General features: G+C 66.7%; 23 protein-coding genes and 2 tRNA genes. 15 read left to right on the forward strand and 10 right to left on the reverse strand.

All coding sequences use genetic code 11. From position 1 onward, the window contains the following. Positions 1-22: 22 nt before the first annotated feature. Complete coding sequence (locus K2O50_RS21020; RefSeq protein ID WP_050703970.1) at positions 23-448, reverse strand: DcrB-related protein; 426 nt, start codon at positions 446-448, stop codon at positions 23-25. A 131-nt stretch (positions 449-579) separates the two neighbouring features. Between K2O50_RS21020 and pcaQ the strand changes: the two genes are divergently transcribed. The 3 genes from pcaQ to K2O50_RS21035 all read left to right on the forward strand — a co-directional run bounded on the left by pcaQ (position 580) and on the right by K2O50_RS21035 (position 4,910). Next, a complete protein-coding gene (pcaQ, locus tag K2O50_RS21025; protein WP_050703969.1) occupies positions 580-1,512 on the forward strand; it encodes a pca operon transcription factor PcaQ in 933 nt (310 codons plus the stop codon). Positions 1,513-1,575: 63 nt separating this feature from the next. Continuing rightward, positions 1,576-2,268 carry a DUF1266 domain-containing protein gene (locus K2O50_RS21030; RefSeq protein ID WP_050703968.1) on the forward strand — a complete coding sequence of 231 codons (693 nt, stop codon included), beginning with the start codon at positions 1,576-1,578 and terminating at the stop codon, positions 2,266-2,268. Then, a complete protein-coding gene (locus K2O50_RS21035) occupies positions 2,265-4,910 on the forward strand; it encodes a hypothetical protein (protein ID WP_050703967.1) in 2,646 nt (881 codons plus the stop codon). Before K2O50_RS21030 ends, K2O50_RS21035 begins: the two co-directional genes overlap by 4 nt. On the opposite strand, the gene K2O50_RS21040 is transcribed toward K2O50_RS21035, so the two are convergent. The 3 genes from K2O50_RS21040 to K2O50_RS21050 all read right to left on the reverse strand — a co-directional run bounded on the left by K2O50_RS21040 (position 4,904) and on the right by K2O50_RS21050 (position 6,933). Continuing rightward, on the reverse strand, positions 4,904-6,610 hold the full coding sequence (locus tag K2O50_RS21040) for a molecular chaperone HscC (protein ID WP_050703966.1): 1,707 nt from the start codon (positions 6,608-6,610) through the stop codon (positions 4,904-4,906). The genes K2O50_RS21035 and K2O50_RS21040 overlap by 7 nt on opposite strands. Positions 6,611-6,767: 157 nt before the next feature. Beyond that, a tRNA-Asp gene (locus K2O50_RS21045) sits at positions 6,768-6,844 on the reverse strand. Between the two features lie 13 nt (positions 6,845-6,857). After that, a tRNA-Val gene (locus K2O50_RS21050) sits at positions 6,858-6,933 on the reverse strand. Positions 6,934-7,149: 216 nt separating this feature from the next. Between K2O50_RS21050 and rdgC the strand changes: the two genes are divergently transcribed. After that, positions 7,150-8,070, forward strand: a complete 921-nt coding sequence (gene rdgC / locus K2O50_RS21055) for a recombination-associated protein RdgC (RefSeq protein WP_028690157.1) — start codon at positions 7,150-7,152, stop codon at positions 8,068-8,070. Between the two features lie 3 nt (positions 8,071-8,073). Here the strand turns inward: rdgC and K2O50_RS21060 are convergent, their stop codons facing one another. Together K2O50_RS21060 and K2O50_RS21065 are read right to left on the reverse strand one after the other, a co-directional pair. Next, positions 8,074-8,526, reverse strand: coding sequence for a protein YgfX (locus tag K2O50_RS21060; protein ID WP_050703965.1), 453 nt, complete (start codon positions 8,524-8,526; stop codon positions 8,074-8,076). Then, entirely contained in the window at positions 8,510-8,764 is a 255-nt protein-coding gene (locus tag K2O50_RS21065) for a succinate dehydrogenase assembly factor 2 (protein ID WP_028690159.1), read from the reverse strand. The genes K2O50_RS21060 and K2O50_RS21065 overlap by 17 nt, the downstream gene beginning before the upstream one ends. 133 nt (positions 8,765-8,897) lie before the next feature. Between K2O50_RS21065 and K2O50_RS21070 the strand changes: the two genes are divergently transcribed. Together K2O50_RS21070 and K2O50_RS21075 are read left to right on the forward strand one after the other, a co-directional pair. Next, positions 8,898-9,839, forward strand: a complete 942-nt coding sequence (locus K2O50_RS21070; RefSeq protein ID WP_050703964.1) for a folate-binding protein YgfZ — start codon at positions 8,898-8,900, stop codon at positions 9,837-9,839. Between the two features lie 55 nt (positions 9,840-9,894). Continuing rightward, positions 9,895-10,701, forward strand: coding sequence for an HDOD domain-containing protein (locus K2O50_RS21075; RefSeq protein WP_050703963.1), 807 nt, complete (start codon positions 9,895-9,897; stop codon positions 10,699-10,701). A 65-nt stretch (positions 10,702-10,766) separates the two neighbouring features. Here K2O50_RS21075 and K2O50_RS21080 read toward each other — a convergent pair whose 3' ends face one another. Next, entirely contained in the window at positions 10,767-12,146 is a 1,380-nt protein-coding gene (locus K2O50_RS21080) for a sensor histidine kinase (RefSeq protein ID WP_050703962.1), read from the reverse strand. Then, the gene (locus K2O50_RS21085) at positions 12,139-12,810 is read right to left on the reverse strand and encodes a response regulator (protein WP_028690163.1); all 672 of its coding nucleotides are present in this window, start codon (positions 12,808-12,810) and stop codon (positions 12,139-12,141) included. Before K2O50_RS21085 ends, K2O50_RS21080 begins: the two co-directional genes overlap by 8 nt. Before the next feature lie 199 nt (positions 12,811-13,009). Between K2O50_RS21085 and K2O50_RS21090 the strand changes: the two genes are divergently transcribed. From K2O50_RS21090 to K2O50_RS21110, 5 genes are all read left to right on the forward strand, one after another. Beyond that, positions 13,010-14,299 (forward strand): OprD family porin, encoded by a 1,290-nt coding sequence (locus K2O50_RS21090; protein ID WP_050703961.1) that lies wholly within the window; start codon positions 13,010-13,012, stop codon positions 14,297-14,299. A gap of 31 nt (positions 14,300-14,330) precedes the next feature. Further along, complete coding sequence (locus K2O50_RS21095; RefSeq protein ID WP_028690165.1) at positions 14,331-15,311, forward strand: tripartite tricarboxylate transporter substrate binding protein; 981 nt, start codon at positions 14,331-14,333, stop codon at positions 15,309-15,311. Positions 15,312-15,487: 176 nt separating this feature from the next. After that, positions 15,488-15,946 carry a tripartite tricarboxylate transporter TctB family protein gene (locus tag K2O50_RS21100; RefSeq protein ID WP_050703960.1) on the forward strand — a complete coding sequence of 153 codons (459 nt, stop codon included), beginning with the start codon at positions 15,488-15,490 and terminating at the stop codon, positions 15,944-15,946. 3 nt (positions 15,947-15,949) lie between these two features. Next, positions 15,950-17,464, forward strand: coding sequence for a tripartite tricarboxylate transporter permease (locus K2O50_RS21105; RefSeq protein WP_050703959.1), 1,515 nt, complete (start codon positions 15,950-15,952; stop codon positions 17,462-17,464). Next, positions 17,457-18,485 carry an AbrB family transcriptional regulator gene (locus K2O50_RS21110; RefSeq protein ID WP_050703958.1) on the forward strand — a complete coding sequence of 343 codons (1,029 nt, stop codon included), beginning with the start codon at positions 17,457-17,459 and terminating at the stop codon, positions 18,483-18,485. Before K2O50_RS21105 ends, K2O50_RS21110 begins: the two co-directional genes overlap by 8 nt. A 123-nt stretch (positions 18,486-18,608) precedes the next feature. Here the strand turns inward: K2O50_RS21110 and ung are convergent, their stop codons facing one another. Beyond that, positions 18,609-19,301 carry a uracil-DNA glycosylase gene (gene ung, locus K2O50_RS21115; RefSeq protein WP_050703957.1) on the reverse strand — a complete coding sequence of 231 codons (693 nt, stop codon included), beginning with the start codon at positions 19,299-19,301 and terminating at the stop codon, positions 18,609-18,611. A 128-nt stretch (positions 19,302-19,429) separates the two neighbouring features. Between ung and K2O50_RS21120 the strand changes: the two genes are divergently transcribed. After that, on the forward strand, positions 19,430-20,536 hold the full coding sequence (locus K2O50_RS21120) for an enoyl-CoA hydratase/isomerase family protein (RefSeq protein WP_050703956.1): 1,107 nt from the start codon (positions 19,430-19,432) through the stop codon (positions 20,534-20,536). A gap of 13 nt (positions 20,537-20,549) precedes the next feature. Here K2O50_RS21120 and K2O50_RS21125 read toward each other — a convergent pair whose 3' ends face one another. Continuing rightward, positions 20,550-20,987 (reverse strand): hypothetical protein, encoded by a 438-nt coding sequence (locus tag K2O50_RS21125; RefSeq protein ID WP_050703955.1) that lies wholly within the window; start codon positions 20,985-20,987, stop codon positions 20,550-20,552. Between the two features lie 212 nt (positions 20,988-21,199). Between K2O50_RS21125 and K2O50_RS21130 the strand changes: the two genes are divergently transcribed. The 3 genes from K2O50_RS21130 to K2O50_RS21140 are packed head-to-tail and all read left to right on the forward strand — an operon-like array spanning position 21,200 to position 23,631. Next, positions 21,200-22,690, forward strand: a complete 1,491-nt coding sequence (locus K2O50_RS21130) for a diguanylate cyclase (protein ID WP_050703954.1) — start codon at positions 21,200-21,202, stop codon at positions 22,688-22,690. Continuing rightward, positions 22,683-22,904, forward strand: a complete 222-nt coding sequence (locus K2O50_RS21135; RefSeq protein WP_050703953.1) for a cysteine-rich CWC family protein — start codon at positions 22,683-22,685, stop codon at positions 22,902-22,904. The genes K2O50_RS21130 and K2O50_RS21135 overlap by 8 nt, the downstream gene beginning before the upstream one ends. A gap of 34 nt (positions 22,905-22,938) precedes the next feature. Then, the gene (locus tag K2O50_RS21140; RefSeq protein WP_050703952.1) at positions 22,939-23,631 is read left to right on the forward strand and encodes a pseudouridine synthase; all 693 of its coding nucleotides are present in this window, start codon (positions 22,939-22,941) and stop codon (positions 23,629-23,631) included. Positions 23,632-23,937 lie beyond the last annotated feature (306 nt).

The raw sequence follows: 23,937 nt of genomic DNA on the forward strand, positions 1-23,937 counted from the left end.
TACAGCCTCAAATCAGCCCGGGTCAGTTCAGCCGCAAGCCTGCCTTGATGGCTTCCCAATGGGCGAGGTCGACCGCCGCCAGCGGTGTTTCCTTGCTATAGCTGATTGCCACGAAACGGGCGTGTCCGCTTGGCGCATAAGCCAACTGACGCTGGTACGAGACCACTTCGCCGCGCTTGAATTGCAGGCTGACTTCCAAGCCGTGGATGCCATTATCGAGGCCTGCGCTGACCGGCTGCGGTTCGCTGACGACCGCCCCCAGGCGCTCACGCAACTGCGCCAGTTGCTGCTGGTAAAGCGCCTCCAGCGTCTGCCCGGCCGCCAGCGGACTGCGAGCGATCACCAGGGTGGTGCCACGCTGACGGAAGGTCAGCATGTTCATGGTGGTGTCTTCGGGTGTTTCATCGCCCAGTTCGAGGACCAGATCCTGGGTCAGGTAGGCGGTCATAACGCAGCTCCATGCATCGAAGTGGCACACGCTAAAGCTTCAGGGCTTCGCCTGCAAGGGAGGAACCGCCGCCCGGTGACGAACATCACCCAGACGTTGCAGGTCTGGCCCGCACGGATACACTGCCGGGCATGAACCTCGATACCCGCATCAAGTTCCGCCACCTGCTGTGCTTCCTGGAGATTGCCCGGCAGGGCAGCCTGGCCAGGGCCGCCGACGTGCTTGCGATCAGCCAGCCGGCGATCTCCAAGACCCTCAAGGAGCTGGAGGACCTGCTCGAGGCACGCCTGTTCGAACGTGGCCACAACGGCGTGACCCTGACCCCGGCCGGCACGCGCTTCATGCGCTACGCCGGCCCCAGCGTGCAGGCGTTACGCGACGGGGTCGGCAGTGTGCGCGGCGAGGCGCGGGCGCCGTCGCAGGTGCGCATCGGCGTGCTGTCGACCGTTGAAGGGCTGCTGATGCCCGAGGTGCTGTGCCGCCTGCACCAGCGTCACGAAGCGTTGCTGATCAGCGTGGTGACCGGGGCCAGTGCCCAGTTGCTCGGCCAGTTGCACCTGGGGGAACTGGAGCTGGTGGTTGGGCGGATGACCGACAGCCCGCAGATCCAGGGGCTGTCGTTCGAGCACCTGTACAGCGAGTCGATGACCCTGGTGGTGCGGCCCGGGCATCCATTGCTGGCGCAGCGGCCCGTCGAGCGCAGGCAGGTCGGTGATTATCCGCTGGTACTGCCGCCACCGGGGACGACCATTCGCCAGCATGCCGACAGCCTGTTCGTGCAATGCGCCATTGCACTGCCGGCGCAGCGCCTGGAAACCCTGTCGCTGGCCCTGAGCAGGCGCTATGTGCTGGGCAGCGAGGCGGTCTGGGTGGCGCCACGAGACGCCGTGCTGATCGACCTCGGGCGTGGCGAGCTGGCCGAACTCGACCTCGGTGTGCGCGAACCGGGCGGGTCGGTGGGCATCTGCCGCAATGCGGCCCTGCCCCAGAGCCTGCCGGCGCAATGGGTGTGCGAGGTGCTCCGCGAAGTGGCCGAGGCCTATCGACTCGGGACCTATCCCTGACAACCCGGCGGGCATCTTCCTATACAATCCCGGCCAGTTCCCAGCGCCTCCAGGACCCTTTTCATGGACGAAACCGCGCAGCACTGGCTGCATGCCCTCTCCGCCCCCATGGCCGCCCTCAACGGCGCCAGCTACACCGCCCCCGACTATTTCGAGGACGAGGACCAGACCGACCTCGAGCGCTGGTGGGGCATCAGCAACCGCGCCCAGTTGCTGGACATGCTGAGCATGGCCGACAACGGCCACGCCACCGAGATGAGCGAGGCCTACTGGCAGTACCAGCGCTGCCTGCCCAGCCAGTGGCAGGCCCTGCTCGACACCCTGCCCCCGCGCGAGCGCATCCGCCACGAATACGCCGCCCGCACCTTCCCCGACTGCGGCCCGGGCGGCACCCGTGCCTGGGACCTGGGGCGCATGGGTTTCCTGCTGCGTGCCGGGGTCAAGAAGGGCCTGATCGATCGCGACGAGAGCCTCTACCTGCATTACCGCCTGGCCCTGCGCGCCCGCCATTACTACAACCGCTGGGACGGCTACCTGGCCGGCTACCTGTTCGGCAAGGCACTGTGGAATGCCAGCGACAGCAGCGACGAAACCCTGGCCGCCAACCTCGAGCGCCAGGGCAGCGAGCACTGGAACCGCTGCATCGTGCTCAACCTGCGCCTCGGCGCCCATGACCTGCTGGCCGGACTGCCCTGGGACATGCCCCTGCCCGAGCCCGCACGGCCCACCACGCTGGAAGAGGACTGCTGGTCATGAGTTGCTGGATTCGCCTGGGAATCGAACCGACCCAGGACCTGGACGCCATCCGCCTGGCCTATCGCGGCCGCCTGCCCTCGCACCACCCGGAAACCGACCCCGAAGGGTTCCAGGCATTGCGGACAGCCTACGAGGAAGCGTTGCGCCTGGCCCACGATCAGGCGCCCCGGGAGGCCGAGCCCGTCGCCGAGGAAGACGCCCCCCATCCGGCACTCAAGCAATTCCACACCCTGCTCGAGGAACCGGCCCTGCGCTTCGACCCGCAAGCCTGGCAGAGCTTTATCGCCGAACTGGACGAGTTGCCGCTGGACGAACTGGACGATCTCGGCTGGCAACTGCTGTACACCCTGCGCGACTGCGGACCGCTGTCCCACCACTGCGCGAGCCTGCTGGCCCGGCGCCTGGGCTGGGCCGAACAGCTGCTGCGCCTGGACGACCGCCACGAAGTGGAGGCTTTCCTCGACCGCCTGGAAGAGCCCGATCCCTTCGACACCGCCTGCATGCGCGACTGGCCGGCCAGCGCACAGATGGAAAGCCTGTGGTATTTCCGCAGCCTCGAGTACTGCTACCAGCAGCGCCCACTGTTCGAATACGAGCAGTTCGCCGGCGTGCATACCTGCCTGGCCATGCCGGATGACCCCGCCCTGGTGCAACGCCTGCTGGTGCAGTTCAGCCAGGCCGGCATCCCTAGCCGGACCTTCCACGACCTGCTCCAGGCGCGCCAGCAACAGGCCCCGGACGATGCCGACCTGCTCTACCTGCTGGCTCGCCAGGCCGATGCCCTGGGCGCCGAGCAACAGGCCCTGGACTGCTGGCTGCGGCTGTATCGCGAACACCAGCACCCACAGGCCGAACGCTGGCTGATCGACCTCTGCGCCCGTCACCAGCCCCAGCGCCTGCCGTTGCTGATCCAGGCCTTCGACCGCCTGCACACCCCGGCCGGCTGGCCCGCCGAGCTGGACGACCCCGCGCAGAACTGGGGCAGCCCCGGGCAGTCCCCGCAGACCCTGGCGCGCTGGTCCGAAGCCTCGCGCCTGGAACTGCAAGGCATCGCCGCGACCTTCGTCGACTGGCGGCTGGACGGCGACGACGAACTGCCGCTGCTCGCCTGGCTGCTGCAGGACCCGCAGGACCACGACCTGCACCGCCTGTACTGGCAGGCCTGGGCGCTGCAACGCGGGGAAGCCGGCCTGCTGCGCCAGGTGCTCGCCCAACCGCTCGCCGAAGATGCCCTCGACGCGCTGATCCTCGAAGGCTTCCAGCGCCAGGCCAGCCAACAGTTGCACTGGCTTGAACAGGCCCCGGTGGTCAAGGTGCTGGTGGACTTCTGCGCCAGCGACGACCCGGTGGCGGTGCTGCCCGAGGCCTTGACCGAGGACGCCATTCGCCCGGTCTGCCGCGAATGGCTGCGGCGCATGCGGGTCTACCCGGCCCACGCCCTGCACGCCCTGAATGCGCAATTCGACATGCGCCGCCTGTTCACCACGCCGTTCGCCCTGCAACTGCAGGACACGCTCGCCGAGACCGGCGTACTGCTGCCGGCCATGCCCGAGGGTGACGCGCTGTGGAACTGGCACCGCCAGCACTTGTTCATGCTTGCCCTGCTGGAACAGCCCTCGCGCTGGCTGGCACTGATCGATCCCGTGCTGCCCGGGCAATTGCACTACCCGGTCGAACACCCGTTCGCCGCGGCACACGCCCTGCTCTGCCAGCAATTGGCCAGCCCTGACGGTAGTATTGGGCTGCTCGGCAGCCTGGACATCCACGACCCTGTGCAGGCGATGATCTCGGCTCGCCTGCTGACCCTGCAGCAGGCGCTCAACAGCACCCGCCTGCCAAGCGCCCAGCAACTGCTGGCCTGCCTGGAAAACGACAACGGCACCCTGCGCAGCGACTATCTGTTGGGCTACCTGCTGTTCTGCGCGGTGCTGTACCACGACCGATCACTGGACGAACAACAACGCACACGGTTGCGCCAACGCATTGAAGCCGCACAGCTTGAGGATGCCTGGTTCGACGCATGGCGCCAGGCGTTGCTGGACGGCCGACCCCGGCGACCGCCGATCGGCGTGCTTGGTACTCAAGGCATCGACAGCCGTGCGTTCACCGACGTGCAGGATGCGCTGCGCAGCCTGCTCGACGAGTGCACGCCACCCAGGACCCGGTTGCTGCGCGCCCTGCAGAAGGTCAAGGATGATCCCGAGCAGGATCCCGGCCTGCGCTGCGCGATCATGGCCGTACTGTCCTGGAGCGAACGCATGCTGCTCAATGAGATCAAGGAGCCAGCGGCGCCGATATGGGCCTTCTGGAAGCTCAAGAGTCGCCTGAACCGCACCGGCCTGGCGGCGCATGTCGCGCTCATCGCCTTGTTCGCCAGCCTGATGCTCCATGTACCTGGCGTGATGGTGGCGATCAGCGTATTGGCAATCAGCGGCTTCCTGCGTCGCCTGCGCGATCTCGGCCACGGTGTGCCGACCCTGATGGTGGTGATGCTGCTGACCCGGGTGCTGCCCTTCTCGTCACTGGTGCTGCTGGGCCTGCCCGGGGACAAGCTGCCGAACCGCTACGGCCCGGTACCCGGCAAGGGCCCGGCACTGGAAGGTGGCCTGCAGGCCACATTGCGCCGGCTCAACGGTCAGTAGCGCAGTTCGTCCAGCGCCTGGCTCAACGCCTGGCGCTCACGGCTGATCTCACCGGCCTGCTGCCCGGCGAGCACGGCGTTGAAGGCGTCCAGCCAGTTGCCGATCAGCTCGCGCTCGTCGCCCAGGCTCTGCATCCAGGCCCGTTCCAGACGGGCAAGCAAGGTCCGGTTGGGCAACGTGTCACGCGGGTGGATCTTCAGCCGCGCCAGGCGCTCCTCGCTGGCCTGGCGCGCCTCGGCATCCAGCCCGGTGGGGCTGCGGTCGATGCTGTGGCTGTGCTTCTGGCCGCTTTCGAGGAAGGTCACGTCCACTTCCAGCAGACCGTTGATGTCGTAGCTGAAACGCACGTCCAGTGACTGGATCTCGCCGGTCGACTGCAAGGGGATCTCGAAACTGTCTACCAGGATGTTGTCACGCACCCACGGCCGCTCGCCCTGGTATACGGCGATGCGCACGAACTTCTGCTCCGGGTGACTGCTGTAGAAGCGCTGCACCTTCGAGGTGGGGATCACCGTGTTGCGCTCGATGATCGGCGAGAACGCCCCGGTGACGTCCTCGCCCCGGGACGAGGCCACACCGAGGGTGTAGGGGCAGACATCGGTCAGGATCAATTCGTCGATGGCCGCGTCGCGGGCCTTGCAGGCGGCCTGGCTGGCGGCGCCGAGGGCGACGATGGTGTCCGGGTCCAGGTGCCGGTACGGCAGGCGGCCGAACAGCTTGGCCACCAGTTGCTGCACCTGCGGCATGCGCGTGGCGCCGCCGACCAGCACCAGGCTGTCCAGCTCGCGCGGGCTCAACCGGGCATCGCGCAGAGCCTGTTCGATGGGCGCTCGCACCCGGGTCAGCAAGGGCGCCCAGATCGCCTGCAGCTTGAGGTCGTCGAGCCGCCACTCGCGGGACTGCACGCCATCGTGCCAGTCCAGCACGCGGCTGCCCTCGCCCGCCTCGCGCTTGAGCTGTTCGATGGCATCATGCAGGCTGGCCAGGGCCTGGGGTGCAAGTTCCTCGGCCTTGAGGTTCCAGTCGCGCAGGCAGGCCTGCAACAACGCGTCGGTAAAATCCTCGCCGCCCAGATAATTGTCGCCGGTGGAAGCATGCACCTCGATCAGCGGCAAGGCGTACTCCAGCACGGTGACATCGAAGGTGCCGCCGCCCAGGTCGAATACCAGGGTGCGCTCGAACTTCTGCTCATGCAGGCCATAGGCCATGGCCGCGGCGGTCGGCTCGTTGATCAGCCGCTGGACCTTCAGTCCGGCCAATTCAGCCGCGAACACCGTGCGCTTGCGCTGCTCGTCGCTGAAATAGGCCGGCACCGATATCACCGCCTCGCTGACCGGGCAGCCCAGGTACGCCTCGGCATCCTGCTTCAATGCGCCCAGCACCAGTGCCGACAATTCCTCAGGCGTGAATCGATGCTCCCCCAGCGCATAGCGCTTGTCGCTACCCATGAAGCGCTTGAACGCCGCCGCGGTGCGCTCGGGGTGCGTGGTCAATCGCGCCCGGGCGGCCTGTCCGACCAGGATCGAGCCGTCGTCATCGACACTGACCACCGAAGGGGTGAGCACTTCACCCACGGCATTGGGGATCAGCCGAGCTTCACCGTCCTGCCAGACGGCAATCAGGCTGTTGGTGGTGCCGAGGTCGATACCGAGCAGTGGCGTGGAATAGGTGGGGGCGTTGGAGAGGCTGGCATCCTGCATGATCGGTCTCTGGCTTGCGATAGGAACCGACGCGGGGCCTGCTGGCCACATGCGGCGGACAGGGGCATTCTGGCGCAATGCCAGAAACAAAAAAAGCGACCCTAAGGTCGCTTTCTCTGTTGCTTCCGGGTGTTCAGTGGGCCCTGGAAGCTAAATATGGCGCGGCGGACGGGACTCGAACCCGCGACCCCCGGCGTGACAGGCCGGTATTCTAACCGACTGAACTACCGCCGCGCTATACATCGAGTGGTGGGTGATGACGGGATCGAACCGCCGACCCTCTGCTTGTAAGGCAGATGCTCTCCCGGCTGAGCTAATCACCCTTCGTCTCGGTGTGGCGCGCATTCTACGGAGGACCTCCTACCCTGGCAAGCACTTTCTTCAAAATTTTTGAAAAAAATTTCCAGGCCTTTCAAAGACCTAGCCGCGCCGCGATTTTCTTCCTCTATATAAGACTGCTGGCCCTATGACAGGGTTGGCCTGGAACCGCACCTCGGAGAATAATGCCCGCCTTATGTATTAAGGAGAGATTCCCCCTCATGTGGTTCAAGAACCTGCTGTCCTATCGCCTGACCCAGGAAGTACCGTTCGAGGCCGAGGCCCTGGAGGCCGCCCTGGCCAGCAAGCCGGCCCGCCCCTGTGCCAGCCAGGAACTGACCACCTACGGTTTCGTCGCGCCGTTCGGCAAGGGCGAGGACGCGCCCCTGGTCCACGTCAGTGGCGAGTTCATGCTGATTGCTGCCCGTAAGGAAGAACGCATCCTGCCCAGCAGCGTGGTCAACGACGCGGTCAAGGAGAAGGTCGAGGAGATCGAGACCGAGCAGATGCGCAAGGTCTATAAAAAGGAACGCGACCAGATCAAGGACGAGATCATCCAGGCCTTCCTGCCGCGCGCCTTCATCCGTCGCTCGATGATCTTCGCCGCCATCGCCCCACGCCTGGGTATGATCCTGGTCAACTCGGCCAGCGCCAAGCGCGCCGAAGACCTGCTGTCGACCCTGCGTGAAGTGATCGGCTCGCTGCCGGTGCGCCCAGCTACCGTGAAGATCGCGCCGAGCGCGACCATGACCGACTGGGTCAAGTCGCAGCAGGCCGCCGAGGGCTTCTTCGTCCTCGACGAGTGCGAACTGCGCGACACCGCGGAGGACGGCGGCATCGTGCGCTGCAAACGCCAGGACCTGACCAGCGAGGAAATCCAGCTGCACCTGAGCACCGGCAAGCTGGTCACCCAGTTGGCCCTGGCCTGGCAGGACAAGCTGTCGTTCGTGCTCGACGACAAGATGGTGATCAAGCGCCTGAAATTCGAGGAGCTGCTGCAGGAGCAGGCCGAACAGGATGGCGGCGACGAGGCCCAGCAACAGTTCGACGCCAGCTTCCAGCTGATGATGATGACCTTCACCGAGTTCCTGCCGGTGCTGTTCGAAGCCCTGGGCGGCGAAGAGATCCCGCAGGGGGTCTGAGGGTCAGGCCGGCGCGGCCCAGCGGCGCCGGCTGAACTTCAGGCGCACCCGCAATCGCCGGTGCGCCTCACGATCCAGTGCGTCCCTGGGGATGCACTGGCTCTGGCTGAACCTGCGCTCCTTGGGCACGAACCGCAGAACCACCAGGGTCGGCAGGGCGACGCTATCCCGGCACAGACGCGCCGGCTGCCAGCCCCGGGCGCGGCTATATATACGCCAACCACGCAGGTCACGGCGCAGGCCGGTGATGGCCTCGGGATGTATCAGCAGGATTCGCCGGGGAATGGCCCAGCAGGCATGGGCAAGACAGGCGACGGCCAGCAGGCCGCACAGCCATCCGGGCAGCGCTATCAGCGCGAGGGTAAGCAGTGCCAGCGCCAGGCTGGCGAGGTAGGCCGTCAGCAGCAGGCGCGAGCCTTGCCAACGGCACTCGAAGCATTCACTTGGGCTGGACACGATCCAGGATGATGCGGACCATGCGCTGCAGCTCCGGGTCCTCAGACTCGCTGCGCTCCATGAACCAGCCGAACATGTCCTGATCCTCGCAGGTCAGCAGGCGACGATACAGCTCGCGGTCCGCTTCGCTCAGGCTCGGGTAGACCTCCTGGGTGAAAGGTACCAGCAGCACGTCCAGTTCCAGCATGCCGCGGCGGCTGTGCCAGAAAAGCCGGTTGAGTTCAGTTTGTTCGACCATGGGGCCCTCCTCGAGTGGTCGCGCAGTATACCGCGCAGCGAACGAAGCGGCACGAGGCGTTGGTCTAGTCACCTACCTATTTTGTTACCGGCGTTCTATGATGGCCGCCAGTCTTTAGCTACCGCGATGACCCATGGCCGATTCCGCTTTCTTCTGTACCCTCTCCCATGAGGGCATCCTCGCCGTCCGCGGCTCCGACGCCGGCAAGTTCCTGCAAGGTCAGCTGACCTGCAACATCGGTTACCTCAGTGACCAGCACGCGAGCCTTGGTGCCCGTTGCATGGTCAAGGGCCGCATGCAGTCGAGCTTCCGTATCCTGCCCGAGGGCAATGGCTACCTGCTGGCCATGGCCAGCGAGCTGCTCGAGGCGCAACTGGCCGACCTGAAGAAGTACGCGGTGTTCTCCAAGGCCACGCTGAGCGACGACAGCGCCGCCTGGACGCGCTTCGGCCTGCAGCAGGGCGACGCCACCCTGCAGGCGCTGAGCCTGTCCGTGGCGGACGAGGCCGGCGCGACCGCCCGTCATGATGGCCTGATCGCCGTCCGCGCCTCGGCCGGCCGGGTCGAACTGTGGGTACCCGCCGATCAGGCTGGCGCCGTTCGTGAAAAACTCGCCGCCACACTGCCCGAGGGCACGCTCAACGACTGGCTGCTGGGCCAGGTCCGCGCCGGCATCGGCCAGGTCATGGGCCCGACCCGCGAGCTGTTCATCCCGCAGATGATCAACCTGCAGGCCGTCGATGGCGTGAGCTTCAAGAAAGGCTGCTACACCGGCCAGGAAATCGTCGCCCGCATGCAGTACCTGGGCAAGCTCAAGCGCCGCCAATATCGCCTGGCGCTGGCCGAGACAGCGGTACCCCAGCCGGGCGCCGAGATCTTCTCGCCGACCCACGGCTCGTCGGTCGGCGAAGTGGTGATCGGGGCCAGCACCGGCAGCGCCGTCGAACTGCTGGCCGTGCTCAGCGCCGAGGCGGTGGCGGACGACAACCTGCACCTGGGCAGCCTGGAAGGCCCGCGCCTGACGCTGCTCGACCTGCCTTACGAACTGGACCGCGACCGGGAAATCCAGCGCTGACCAGCCCGCCCCGGCGGCATGCCGGGGCTGCACCACCTTTGCCGTAGAGAAGTCCATGAACAAGCTGGCCGAGAAGGTCCAAGCGCAACTGCTCGCCGCCATCGACCGGGACGACCTGGTCCTGCCGACGCTGCCGGAAGTCGCCCTGAGCATCCGCGAAGCCGCCGAAGACAGCGAGATCAGCGTTTCCGCCCTGAGCAAGGTGATCGGCCGCGACGCCGCGCTGTCGGCCCGCCTGATCAAGGTGGTCAACAGCCCGCTGATGCGCGCCGCCGTCGAAGTCACCGACCTGCACACCGCCATCACCCGCCTGGGCATCAACTACAGCTGCAACCTGGCCATCGGCCTGGTGATCGAGCAGATCTTCCATGCCCGCGCACCGGCGGTGGAACACAAGCTGCGGGATATCTGGGCCAACAGCCTGGAAGTCGCGGGCATCAGCTATGAACTGTGCCGACGCTACACCCAGCTCAAGCCCGACCAGGCCACCCTCGGCGGCCTGGTGCACCAGATCGGCGCCTTGCCGGTACTGATCTATGCCGAGGAGCACAATGAGCTGCTGTCCGATCCGATCTGCCTGCATTTCGTGATCGAGCAGATCCAGCCGGTGCTGGGCGACAAGATCCTCAGCGCCTGGGAATTCCCCGAGCAGTTGGTCAACGTACCCAGCCAGGTGCAGGACCTGGACCGGCGCACCGACCAGATCGACTACATCGACATCGTGCAGATCGCCCGCTGCATCAGCCAGCGCGAGCGCAGCCGGCCCCTGGCCGCCCTGCCCGCCTACCGCCACCTGGGGCTGCCCTATGGCACCGAGTTGGATATCGCCGAGCTGCTGGATGCGCGGAGCATGCTGCGCTGATCGAGCCCCGTCTGCGCCGCCCCCTTCGCGGGTAAGCCCGCGAATAGGGCTGTAGGGACAACCCATCAATCCGCGATAAAACTCACCCGCACCTTCAGCCCGCCCCGCTCGCCGTCGTGCAGACTGATCTGCGCCAGGTGCGCCCGGCAGATCTCGCCGACGATGGCCAGCCCCAGCCCGCTGCCCTGGGCGCTGCGTCGGTAGAAGCGCTCGAACACCCGCTCACGCTCCTCCTCGGGAATCCCCGGCCCGTCGTCCTCGACTTCGAGCACGGCCGGCGCCAGTACCCTCAGGACCACATCGCCACCGGGCGGGGTGTGGGCCAGAGCGTTGTCCACCAGGTTGCTGAGCAGCTCGTTGAGCAGGGTCGGCTCGCCCTTGAGCCACACCGGCGCCTCGGCCTCCAGCGCCAGGGCAACGCCGCGGGCATGGGCCAGGGGCGCCATGGCCATGCCCAGTTCACGGGCCAGCTGGCTCAGGTCCAGGCGCTGGGCGCCGCCCTCGGCGATGGCGCGGGCGCCGTTTTCCACCCGCGCCAACGACAGCAGCTGGTTGGCCAGGTGAGTCAGCCGGTCGGTGCCCTGGGCCGCTGCCTCCAGGGTCTTGCGCCATTCATCCGGCTCCCGTGAGCGCAACCCCAGCTCCACCCGCGCCTTGAGCGCCGCCAGCGGTGTGCGCAGCTCGTGGGCGGCGTCGGCGATGAACTGCGCCTGGCGTTCGAACTGGCCCCGCAAGCGCTCGGTGAAGTGATTGAGGCCGCGCACCAGCGGCCCCAGCTCGCGTTGCACCTGGACCACCGGCAGGGCGCGCAGATCGTCCGGCTGGCGCTCCTCCACCGCCGTGCGCAAGCGCTCCAGCGGGCGCAGCGCGGCACTCACCGCGAACCACACCATCACCAGCGCGCCGAAGGCCAGCATGCCCAGGCGCAGCAGGGTATCGGTCATCAGCCCGCGGGCCATGCGCACCCGCGCCTCCTCGGTCTCGGCCACGCGGATCTCGGCCATGCCGTTCATGTTCGGTTCGCTCACCGCCTTGAGCAGGCTGACCACGCGCACGTCCTGGCCCAGGTAGGTGGCGTTGTAGAAACGCGCCAGCGCCGGATAGTCGTCGGTGCGCGGGGTGCCCGCAGGCGGAGGCGGCAGGTTCTCGTAGCCGGAAATCAGCTTCTGGTGGATGTCCAGCACCTGGTAGTAGATGCGCCCGGCGCTGTCGTAGGCGAAGGTGTCCAGTGCCACGTAGGGCACGTCGGCGCTGAGGGTGCCATCGCGCTGCGACAGGCCGGCGGCGATGGTCCGTGCCGAGGCCAGCAGGGTCCGGTCATAGGCGGTGTCGGCGGCTTCGCGACCGTTCCAGTAGGCGCTCAGGCCGCTGGCCAGCATCAGCACCACCAGCAGCAGCGCCAGGTTGCCCAGCAAGCGCCCGCGCAGGCTGCCGTTGTCACGCATCGCGGTGCTCGAGCAGATAGCCCAGGCCACGGAAGGTGACGATGGCCACCGGGTGGCCGTCGAGCTTCTTGCGCAGGCGGTGGATGTAGATCTCGATGGCGTCGGGGCTGGCCTCCTCGTCGAGGCCGAACACCTGGGCCGCCAGTTGCTCCTTGCTCATCACCCGGCCGGGACGGGCGATCAGTGCCTCGAGCACGCTCTGCTCACGCTGGGTCAGGGTCAGCGGTTCGCTGCCCAGGCTGAAGCGCCGGGTATCCAGGTCGTAGACCAGCGGGCCGCAGCGCTGCTGGCGCTCGCCGCCGAGCACGCTGCGACGCAGCAGGGCCTTGACCCGCGCCTCCAGCTCGGTCAGCTCGAAGGGCTTGGCCAGGTAGTCGTCGGCCCCCAGGTTCAGGCCATGCACGCGGTCCTTCACATCGCTGCGGGCGGTGAGCATCAGCACCGGCAGGGTCTTGCCGCGCCCGCGCAGGCGCGCCAGCACCTCGAAGCCGTCCAGGCGCGGCAGGCCGACATCCAGCACCGCCACGGCGTAGTCCTCGCTGGCCAGGGCCAGGTCGGCGGCCACGCCGTCATGCAGCACGTCCACGGTCAGGCCCTGGCTCTTGAGGGCCTGGGCCACGCTTTCGGCCAGTTGCAGATGGTCTTCGACCAGCAGCACACGCATTGGATTCTCCCTGTTCGGCTGGGCTTTTTGCGCGGAGTGTAACGCCGTGGCGGGTGCTGTGAAGCCCTCGCCGGAAACCTTTCACGCTGAAAGGTTAGCGAAAGGTTGGTTGCCTAGCATCGCACCACGGTCGCCCCGCGCGCCGCAAAAAGCACCAGCAAGGTGCAACACATAAGAACAATAATTGGAGTCACCGACGATGCTGTCCATGCAGCCGCAGGCGTTCGCGCCTACCCGTTCGTTCGCCGCCCGACCTTCCGCCCTCGCCAGCGCCTTCGCCCTTGCCGGTGTCGCGCCCATGAGCCAGGCCGCCTTCTTCGAAGACAGCACGGCCACCTTCGAAACCCGCAACATGTACTTCAACCGCGACTTCCGCGACGGCACCAGCGCGCAGCAATCCAAGCGCGACGAATGGGCCCAGGGGTTCATGCTCAATTTCGAGTCCGGCTACACCGAGGGCACCGTGGGCTTCGGCCTGGACGCGCTGGGCATGGTCGGGGTCAAGCTCGACTCCAGCAAGGACCGCACGGGCACCGGCCTGCTGCCTACCCACGACGACGGCAAGGCCGCCGACGAGTACTCCAAGCTGGGCCTCACCGGCAAGGTCAAGGTCTCGCAGACCGAGCTGAAGATCGGCACGCTGATCCCCGAATTGCCCACCTTGCAGCCCAACGACGGGCGCATCCTGCCGCAGACCTTCGAAGGCGGCCTGGTCACCTCGAAGGAGATCAAGGGCCTGACCTTCACCGGCGGGCGCCTGGAAAAGGCCAAGGACCGCGACGACAGCAACTGGGAAGACCTGGCCCTGAACAACAAGAACGGCCGCTTCGGCGGCACCTTCAGCGCCGACAACTTCGACATGGGCGGCCTGGACTACCAGTTCACCGACCGCATCACCGGCAGCTACCACTTCGCCCAGCTCGACGACATCTACCGCCAGCACTTCATCGGCCTGCTCGCCACCCAGCCCTGGGGCCCGGGCACCTTCGGCGCCGACCTGCGCCTGGCGGTCAGCGACGACGCCGGCGCGGCCAAGGCCGGCAAGATCGACAACACCACCGTCAACGGCATGCTCAGCTACACCCTGGGCGGGCACAAGGTCAGCGGCGCCTGGCAGCAGTTGTCCGGCGACAGCGCCTTCCCCTACGTCGATGGCGCCGACCCGTACCTGGTCAACTTCGTCCAGATCAACGACTTCGCAGGCGCCGACGAACGCTCCTGGCAGGCGCGCTACGACTACAACTTCGCCGCCCTCGGTATCCCCGGCCTGACCTTCATGACCCGCTACATCAGCGGCGACAACGTCAGCCGCGCCGCCGGTGGCGAGGGCAAGGAGTGGGAACGCAACACCGAACTGAAGTACGTGGTACAAAGCGGCCCGTTGAAGAACGTCGCCGTGCGCCTGCGCAACGCCACCTTCCGCTCCAACTTCAGCCGCGACGCGGACGAGGTGCGGCTGCTGGTGAGCTACAGCGTGGCTCTGTGGTAACCCATAACAACAACGCTCACGGAGATAGACGATGACCTTTTCACTGCGCCGCCTCGTCCTGGCCACCGGTTGCCTGCTGCTGGCCGGCAACGCCCTGGCCGCCGAACCGAAACGCCCCGAATGCATCGCCCCGGCCTCGCCCGGCGGCGGTTTCGACCTGACCTGCAAGCTGGTGCAGAGCGCCCTGGTCAACGAGAAGATCCTCAGCAAGCCCATGCGCGTGACCTACATGCCCGGCGGTGTCGGCGCGGTGGCCTACAACGCCGTGGTCGCCCAGCGCCCGGCCGACGCCGGCACGCTGGTGGCCTGGTCCAGCGGCTCGCTGCTGAACCTGGCCCAGGGCAAGTTCGGCCGCTTCGACGAGAACGCGGTGAAGTGGCTCGCGGCGGTCGGCACCAGCTATGGCGCCATCGCGGTGAAGAGCGATTCGCCCTACAAGACCCTCGACGACCTGGTCGCGGCGCTGAAAAAGGACCCGAGCAAGGTGGTGATCGGCTCCGGCGGCACCGTCGGCAGCCAGGACTGGATGCAGACCGCGCTGATCGCCAAGGCCGCCGGGATCAACCCGCGCGACCTGCGCTACGTGGCCCTCGAGGGCGGCGGCGAGATCGCCACCGCGCTGCTGGGCGGGCACATCCAGGTCGGTTCCACCGATATTTCCGACTCCATGCCGCACATCCAGAGCGGCAACATGCGCATCCTCGCGGTGTTCTCCGACAAGCGCCTGGACGAGCCGGAAATGAAGGACATCCCCACCGCCAAGGAACAGGGCTACGACATCGTCTGGCCGGTGGTGCGCGGCTTCTACCTGGGGCCGAAGGTCAGCGACGAGGACTATGCCTGGTGGAAGGCTTCGTTCGACAAGCTGCTGGCCTCCGAGGACTTCGCCAAGCTGCGTGACCAGCGCGAGCTGTTCCCGTTCGCCATGACCGGCGAGGAGCTGGACGGCTATGTGAAGAAGCAGGTGGCGGACTACAAGGCGCTGGCCCGTGAGTTCGGGCTGATCCAGTAAGCCACTCACACAGCTCCCTCTGTAGGAGCGGCCTTGTGCCGCGAAAGGGCCGCGAAGCGGCCCCGGATTCTGAGCGTCAAGGCATGAATCGCTGGGGCTGCTGCGCAGCCCTTTCGCGGCACAAGGCCGCTCCTACAAGGGGTCGCGCCGTGTCGAACATTACCGAGGATTCTTCCATGATCCTGCAACGCCTCTTCGCCCTGGCCCTGCTGGCGCTGTGCGCCGTGCTGGCCGTGATGGCCTGGCCCTACCAGGCCGCCTTCTCCTATGAACCGGTGGGCCCGCGCGCCTACCCGCTGCTGATGCTCGGCCTGATGAGCCTGGGCCTCTTGTACCTGGCGATCCGCCCCACGCCCATCGTGCGCAAGGACGACGAACCGGAACTGGACCGCGAAAGCCTGATCAAGATCGTCGCCTGCGTCGGCCTGCTGATCGTCTTCGCCAGCACCTTCGAAGCCCTGGGCTTCATCCTCAGCGCCATCCTGGTCGGCGTACCCATGGCCCGCCTGTACGGTGGCCGCTGGCTGCACAGCGCCCTGGTGGTGGTGGGCATGAGCCTGTTCCTCTACTGGCTGTTCGACCGCGTGATGGACGTGCCCCTGCCCCTCGGCCTGCTCGACGTACTGGAGAACTGACACATGGATACCTTGAGCTACCTGGGCCAGGGCTTCGGCGTCGCCCTGAGCCCATACAACCTGGTCACCGCCCTGACCGGCACCCTGATCGGCACCGTGGTCGGCCTGCTGCCGGGCCTGGGCCCGATCAACGGCGTGGCCCTGCTGATCCCCATCGCCTTCGCCCTCGGCCTGCCGCCGGAGTCGGCGCTGATCCTGCTGGCCGCGGTGTACCTGGGCTGCGAATACGGCGGGCGGATCAGTTCGATCCTGCTGAACATCCCCGGCGAAGCCTCCACCGTGATGACCACCCTCGACGGCTACCCCATGGCTCGCCAGGGCCTGGCCGGCGTGGCCCTGTCGCTGTCGGCCTGGAGTTCGTTCATCGGCGCCTTCATCGCCACCTGCGGCATGGTGCTGTTCGCCCCGCTGCTGGCGAAATGGGCGATTGCCTTCGGGCCGGCGGAGTACTTCGTGCTGATGGTGTTCGCCATCGTCGCCCTCGGTGGCATGGCCGGCGACAAGCCACTGAAGACCTTCATCGCGGCGCTGATCGGCCTGTTCCTTTCGGCGGTGGGCATCGACGCCAACAGCGGCGTGTACCGCTTCACCGGTGACAGCGTGCACCTGGCCGACGGCATCCAGTTCGTGGTGCTGGTGCTGGGCCTGTTCTCCATCAGCGAGATCCTCCTGCTGCTGGAAAAAACCCACCATGGTCACGTGGCGGTCAAGGCCACCGGGCGCATGCTGTTCAACCTCAAGGAAGCGGCGTCGGTGTTCTTCGTCAACATCCGTTGCGGCCTGCTGGGCTTCTTCATGGGCGTGTTGCCGGGTGCCGGCGCGACCCTGGCCAGTGCCGTGGCCTACATGACCGAAAAACGCATCGCCGGCGACAAAGGCAAGTTCGGCAAGGGCGACGCTCGTGGCCTGGCCGCGCCGGAAACCGCCATCGGCGCCTCCTGCTGCGGCGCCCTGGTGCCGATGCTGACCCTCGGCGTGCCAGGCTCCGGCACCACTGCGGTGATGATCGGCGCGCTGACCCTGTACAACATCACCCCCGGCCCGCTGCTGTTCGAACAACAGCCGGACATCGTCTGGGGCCTGATCGCCTCGCTGTTCATCGCCAACCTGATGCTGATCATCCTCAACGTGCCGATGATCCGTGTCTTCACCCGCATCCTCGCCGTGCCGAACTGGGCGCTGGTGCCGGTGATCGCGATCATCACCGCGATCGGCGTGTACGCGGTGCATGCCACCACCTTCGACCTGTTCCTGATGGTCGGCATCGGCATCATGGGCTACATCCTGCGCAAGCTGGACTTCCCGCTGTCGCCGATCCTGCTGGGTTTCATCCTCGGCGGGCTGATGGAGCAGAACCTGCGCCGCGCGCTGTCGATCTCCAACGGTGAACTGGGCATCCTCTGGTCGAGCCCGATCAGCATGGGCGTGTGGGTGCTGGTGGTGTGCATGCTGAGCCTGCCGCTGCTGCGCATCTGGCGCAAACGTGCCCTGCAGCGCCGGGCCATGGCCGATGCCTGATCGGTCGTTGCCTCTGTTCTGGGCCACCGGGCTGGTCGGTCTTGCGGGCGGTTTCGCCGCCAGCAAGGTCGGCTGGCCCTTGCCGTGGATGGTCGGCTCGTTGCTGGCGATCATCCTGGTGCGCTGCCTGACCCCCTGGCAGCTCAGCGAAATCCCCAACGGCCGCAAATGCGGGCAATGGATCATCGGCATCGGCATCGGCCTGCACTTCACCCCGGCGGTGATCGAGCAGGTGGCCAGCCACTTCGCGCTGATCTTCTTCGGCGCGTTGTTCACCACCCTCTCCAGTGTGATCAGCGTGTGGCTGCTGCGGCGCACCGGTGAAGACCGCGCCACGGCGTTCTTCGCCAGCATGCCGGGCGGTTCGGGCGAGATGGTCAATCTTGGTGCGCGCAACGGCGCGGTGCTCAGCCAGGTGGCCGCGGCGCAGAGCCTGCGGGTGCTGGCGGTGGTGCTGTGCGTGCCGGCGCTGTTCAAGTTCCTGCTCGGCGATGGCGTGCCGCTGAACCATGCCGGCAGCATGAGCTGGGGCTGGCTGGCGTTGATCGCGCCGCTGGGAGTGCTGGTGGCGCTGCTCTGGCAGCGCCTGCGCCAGCCCAATCCCTGGTTGTTCGGGCCGTTGCTGGTGGCAGCCAGCGTGAGCCTGGCGGGCAACCTGCAGATCGGCCTGCCCAACGGCGCCAGCCAGATCGGCCAGTGGCTGATCGGTAGCGGCCTGGCCTGTCACTTCAACCGCGCGTTCTTCCGCCGGGCGCCGTCGTTCCTTGGCCGGACCTTGCTCGCCACGGCGCTGTGCATGCTGATCGCCGCAGGCGCGGCCTGGGCGTTGAGCCTGCTGACGCACCTGGACCTGCGCTCGCTGACGCTGGGGATGATGCCCGGGGGCATCGCCGAGATGAGCCTGACGGCGGAGACCCTGCAACTGTCCGTGCCGCTGGTGACGGCGCTGCAGGTGATGCGCTTGTTGTTCGTGCTGTTCCTGGCCGAGCCGTTGTTCCGGCGCTGGAACGCCAGCCCATAGAGATGTGCTGGCTTCTTCGCGGGTAAACCCGCTCCCACAGAGAATGCGCTGCCTTTCAGGGCCTGCGCTGTACCTGTGGGAGCGGGTTTACCCGCGAAAAGGCCCGCGCAATCCTTCAGCCAATCACAACGGCGGCAACGCCCAATCGATCGGCGCCATCCCGCGTTGCTCCAGGAAGCTGTTGGTGCGGCTGAAATGCCCACAACCAAAGAACCCACGGTAAGCCGACAGCGGTGACGGATGCACAGACTTGAGCACCAGGTGCTTGCTGGCATCGATCAGCTTCTGCTTGCTCTGTGCATGGGCACCCCAGAGCAGGAACACCACGTTCGGGCACTGTTCGCTGACCACCTGGATGATCCGGTCGGTGAAGAACTCCCAGCCTTTCTTCGCGTGGGACGCGGCATTGGCGCGCTCCACGGTCATGGTGGTGTTGAGCAGCAGCACGCCCTGCTCGGCCCAGCTCTGCAGGTAGCCATGGGCGGGGATCGGCAGGTTGAGGTCGCGCTGCAGCTCCTTGTAGATATTGACCAGCGACGGCGGCGTGGGGATACCCGGCTGCACCGAGAAGCACAGGCCATGGGCCTGGCCCGGACCGTGGTACGGGTCCTGGCCGAGGATGACCACCTTGACCTGCTCCAGCGGCGTGGAATTCAGGGCGTTGAAGATCAGCGGCCCAGGTGGGTAGATCTCCTTGCCGGCGGCGTACTCCGCACGCAGGAACTCGCGCAGCTGCTGCATGTAGGGCTGGTCGAACTCGGCGCGCAGCGCGGCCTTCCAGCTGGGTTCGAGTTTGATGCGATCGTCGTCGGTCATGGGGGCATCCAAAAGCAAAGTGCCGCGACACTAGGAAAGCCGGGCCGGCTTGTCAATCGATCCGACCGACGACCGGCAGCTTCGCCGCGGCAGGCCATACTGAGGGGATGACCTGCGCGAGGTAGTCCATGTCCATTCAATGCGAGGTACTGACCGGCGCCGACGGCGCCCGTATCGGCATCGCCACCCTGGACGCGCCCAAGGCGCTCAACGCCCTGACGCTGCCCATGATCGAAGTGCTCGACGAACGGCTGCACGCTTGGGCCAGCGACCCCGGGATCGTCTGCGTGCTGCTGCGCGGCAATGGGCCGAAGGCCTTCTGTGCCGGCGGCGATGTCCGCGCCCTGGTCGAGGCCTGCCGCGAACATCCCGGCAGTGTGCCGCCGCTGGCCGCTACCTTCTTCGCCAGCGAGTACCGCCTCGACCATCGCCTGCACACCTACCCCAAACCCCTGCTGTGCTGGGGCCACGGCCATGTACTGGGCGGCGGCATGGGCCTGCTGCAGGGCGCTGCGGTACGCATAGTCACCCCCAGCAGCCGCCTGGCGATGCCGGAAATCAGCATCGGCCTGTATCCGGATGTCGGCGCCAGCTGGTTCCTCGCCCGCCTGCCGGGCAAGCTCGGCCTGTTCCTGGGGCTGACCGGGGCCCCGCTCAACGCCCGCGACGCGCTGGACCTGGACCTGGCCGATCGCTTCCTGGGCGAACACCAGCAGGAGGCGCTGATCGAAGAACTGCTGCAATTGAACTGGCAGGAGCAGACCGCCCTGCAGCTCAACAGCCTGCTCAAGGCCGAGCAGCACCGCGCCTGCGCCGAACTGCCGCAAGGCCAGTGGCTGGCGCGCCGTGCGGTGATCGACGAAGCGCTCGACGTGGCCGACCCGGTGGCGGCCTGGCGGGCCCTGGCCGGCCTGGCCACGCACGCCGATCCCTTGCTGGCGGCGGCCGGCCAGCGCCTGCACGAGGGTTGCCCGCTGACGGCGCACCTGGTGTGGGAGCAGATCCGTCGGGCGCGGCACCTGTCGCTGGCGCAGGTATTCCAGATGGAATACACCCTGAGCCTGAACTGCTGCCGTCACCCGGAGTTCAGCGAAGGGGTGCGCGCCCGTCTGCTGGACAAGGACAACACTCCCCGCTGGCACTGGCCGGATGTGGCGCAGGTGCCAGCGGCGGTGGTGGAGGCGCACTTCAGCAAGGTCTGGGAGGGGCGGCATCCGTTGGCGGAACTGGGATGACGTCAGTGCCCTGTCAACGCGACCAGCTCCGCTCGCCACCCCGGCCCCCATCGGGTCGACGGTCGCGGTTGCCCTGCCCGTTGGAATGCCAGCGATCGCCCCGGCGATCGTCATTGCGGTAGTCGTGGCGGTCGCGGTCCCGACCGTAGTCGTAGCGCTGGCGGTTGCCATAGTCGTAACGCGGATTCCCGTGCCAGCGCGGTTGCATGCCGGGCGCTGGATAAGGTCGGTACTGCGGCACCGGCGCCGGCCTGTAGTAACGCGGCGCTGGCTGGTAGTAGTAGCGGGTCTGCGGTACCACGTAATAGCGGTCCTGACGGTAGTAGCCTGGGTAAACGTAGCGATCGCTGGTGTAGTAGTCGCTGCGGTAGTAGCCGCCGCTCTCGTAGTATGGGGCGCAGGCGGAGGTCAGCAGTCCGAGCAGGACGACGAGCAGGATTCGTGGGTACATGGCGGCCTCCTGGACCGCAGGGGTGCCCGGCACAGCGGCGCTGGCGGGCGTCGACGACAAGCTGTTGGTCGACACAGGATAAGACCGTCGCAACAAGGTTCAGTGCCATTTGCGCAACAAATTGAAACAGGTCCTATACCCCTGAAAAACATGCAGTCATTTTTCAGTCATCTCACTAGAATGTGGCCACCGGCACACCTCACGGGACGATCATGCCCTCGCCTTCCGCCCTGTTCTCGCAACGCTCGCTGATCTTCGCCCTGCTGCTGTTGCTGGCCGGCGGCTTCCTCGCCACCTCGCTGCTCGGCTACTACGCCTCGCGCGGGGCGATCCGCGACGGCATCATCAATACCGAGCTGCCGCTGACCTCCGACAGCGTCTACTCGGAGATCCAGAAAGACCTGATCCGCCCGGTGCTGATCGCCTCGATGATGGCCCAGGACACCTTCCTGCGCGACTGGGTGCTGGCCGGCGAGCAGGACACCGGGCGCATCACCCGCTACCTGGGCGCGGTGATGGGCAGCCAGGCCACCTGCACCAGCTTCTTCGTCTCCGACCGCAGCCTCACCTACTACCAGGCCAAGGGCGTGCTCAAGCAGGTGCGGGCCGACGCCTGGCGCGACGCCTGGTACTTTCGCCTGCGCCAGTCGAGCAAGCCCTACGAGATCAACGTCGACCTGGACATGGCCAACCAGGACAAGCTCACCGTGTTCATCAACCACCGGGTGCTCGATTACCAGCAGCGTTTCATCGGCGCCGCCGGCGTGGGTTTGAGCGTGGAGTCGGTGGTCCGCCTGATCGACGACTACCAACGGCGCTACCAGCGCTCGGTGCTGTTCGCCGACGCCCGGGGCAAGGTCCTGCTGACCGGCTCCGACGGCGGCCCTCATGGCCTGCGCGCCGGACAGCAACTGGCCGATAGCAGCCAGTGGCAGGACCTGCTGGCACGCATGCCGACACCGGCCAGCGGCAGCCACGAGTACACCGACAACGACGGCCACAGCCACTTCCTCAACGTGCGCCTGCTGCCGGAACTGGAGTGGTACCTGCTGGTGGACAAGCGCGAAACCGGCGCCCTGGACCGCATCCGCCAGTCGCTGTACCTGAACCTGGCGATCTGCGCCATGATCACCCTGGTGGTCCTGTCGCTGCTCAACGCCATGATCAAGCGGCACCAGGACAACGCCGAAGCGCTGGCCACCCTCGACAGCCTCACCGGTCTGCCCAATCGCCGCAGCTTCGACCTGCTGGCCGGCCAGGCACTCATCGAAGCCCAGCGCGACAGCGCGCCGCTGGTCGCCCTGCTGATCGACCTCGACCACTTCAAGACCCTCAACGACACCCATGGCCACCTGGCCGGCGACGAAGTGCTACGCCAGTTCGCCAATGTGCTGCAGAGCAGCCTGCGCCAGTCCGATATACTGTGCCGCTGGGGTGGCGAGGAGTTCGTCGTGCTGCTGCGCGAAGCCGAAGGCCGCCAGGCCATCGAGGTGGCGGAAAAGATCCGCCGACGCACCGAGCAACTGACCTTCAGCCATGCCGACCAGCCACTGCGCCTGACCGTGAGCATCGGCCTGTCCGCCCTGCAGCGCGACGACAGCCTGCATAACCTGCTGACCCGCGCCGACCACGCGCTCTATCGTGCCAAACAAGGCGGACGCAACCGCGTCTGCAGCGAAATGCCCGGACCCGACCATGCCTGATCCTCAATGCTGCCCCGCCTGTGGCGCCCTCAACCAGTGCGGCCTGGCCGACCCGCGCAATGCCGCGCAAGGTTGCTGGTGCTTCGACGTGGCCATCGACCCGGCGCTGATCGAGGCCCTGCCTGCCGAACTGCGCGACAAGGCCTGCCTGTGCCCGCGCTGCGCGCAGGTGGACGAGCAGCTCAAGGCAGCACCAGCGCGCACGATCCGCTAGACTGCGCGCCGATTTCCCGCAAGCGACCCGTCCCATGCGCCTCGACCGATTCCTCGGCAACCTGCCCTGCTACAACCGCCAGCAAGTGCGCCTGCTGCTGGCGCAGCGGCGCGTGAGCGTGGACGGCCTGCCGACCGGCGACCCGCTGCTGGAGGTGCGCGAGTTCAACCGCGTCGAGGTCGACGGGCAGGTGCTCCAGGCCGGGCGTCCAGCGCGCTACCTGATGCTGCACAAGCCCGCCGGGTGCGTCAGCGCCACCCAGGACCCGCAGCACCGCACCGTGCTCGACCTTCTGCCGGCAGCGCTGCGCGATGACCTGCACATCGCCGGGCGCCTGGACTACAACACCACCGGGCTGATGATCCTGACCAACGATGGCCAGTGGTCTCGGCGCCTGACCCAGCCACGGACCAAGCAGCCCAAGACCTATCTGGTGCACACCGAGGACGAAATCGGTGCACATTACATCGATCGGTTCCGCGAAGGGTTCTACTTCGCCTTCGAAGACCTCACCACCCTGCCCGCGCAGCTGGACATCCTCGGCCCGCGCAGCGCGCGCCTGGCCATCGTCGAGGGCCGCTATCACCAGGTGAAGCGGATGTTCGGGCACTTCCAGAACAAGGTGGTGGGGCTGCACCGGGAAAGCATGGGGTCAATCACACTGGACCCGATATTGCATCCGGGAGAGTTCAGGGCGCTGACCGCCGAGGAAATCGCCTCGGTCTGAGCGGACCCGCCATTCGGCGGTTTCCCACGAAAGATTGCCCCAACGGCACTTGCGCGATCCCGCCCTCCCTGCTTGACTGCTAACTCGTCGGTCTGCATGTGACTCATCGGTCACAACCGCAGTCCAAGACGCCCTTTACCGGCCACCCGGGGTCTCGATGCCCTGGGGCACGGTAATCGCCCGCACAACAATACCGTCGTCTACAAGCGTCAAGGATCGACACAAGGGCCCACCGGTTTCAGTTCCAGGCGAATGCCTACCTGTCATAAAGCACGTGCACCCTAATGGCCTGTCCGGTCGATTCGG

The sequence above is a fragment of the Pseudomonas sp. 2hn genome (assembly GCF_019646095.1).
Classification (GTDB): domain Bacteria; phylum Pseudomonadota; class Gammaproteobacteria; order Pseudomonadales; family Pseudomonadaceae; genus Aquipseudomonas; species Aquipseudomonas peradeniyensis.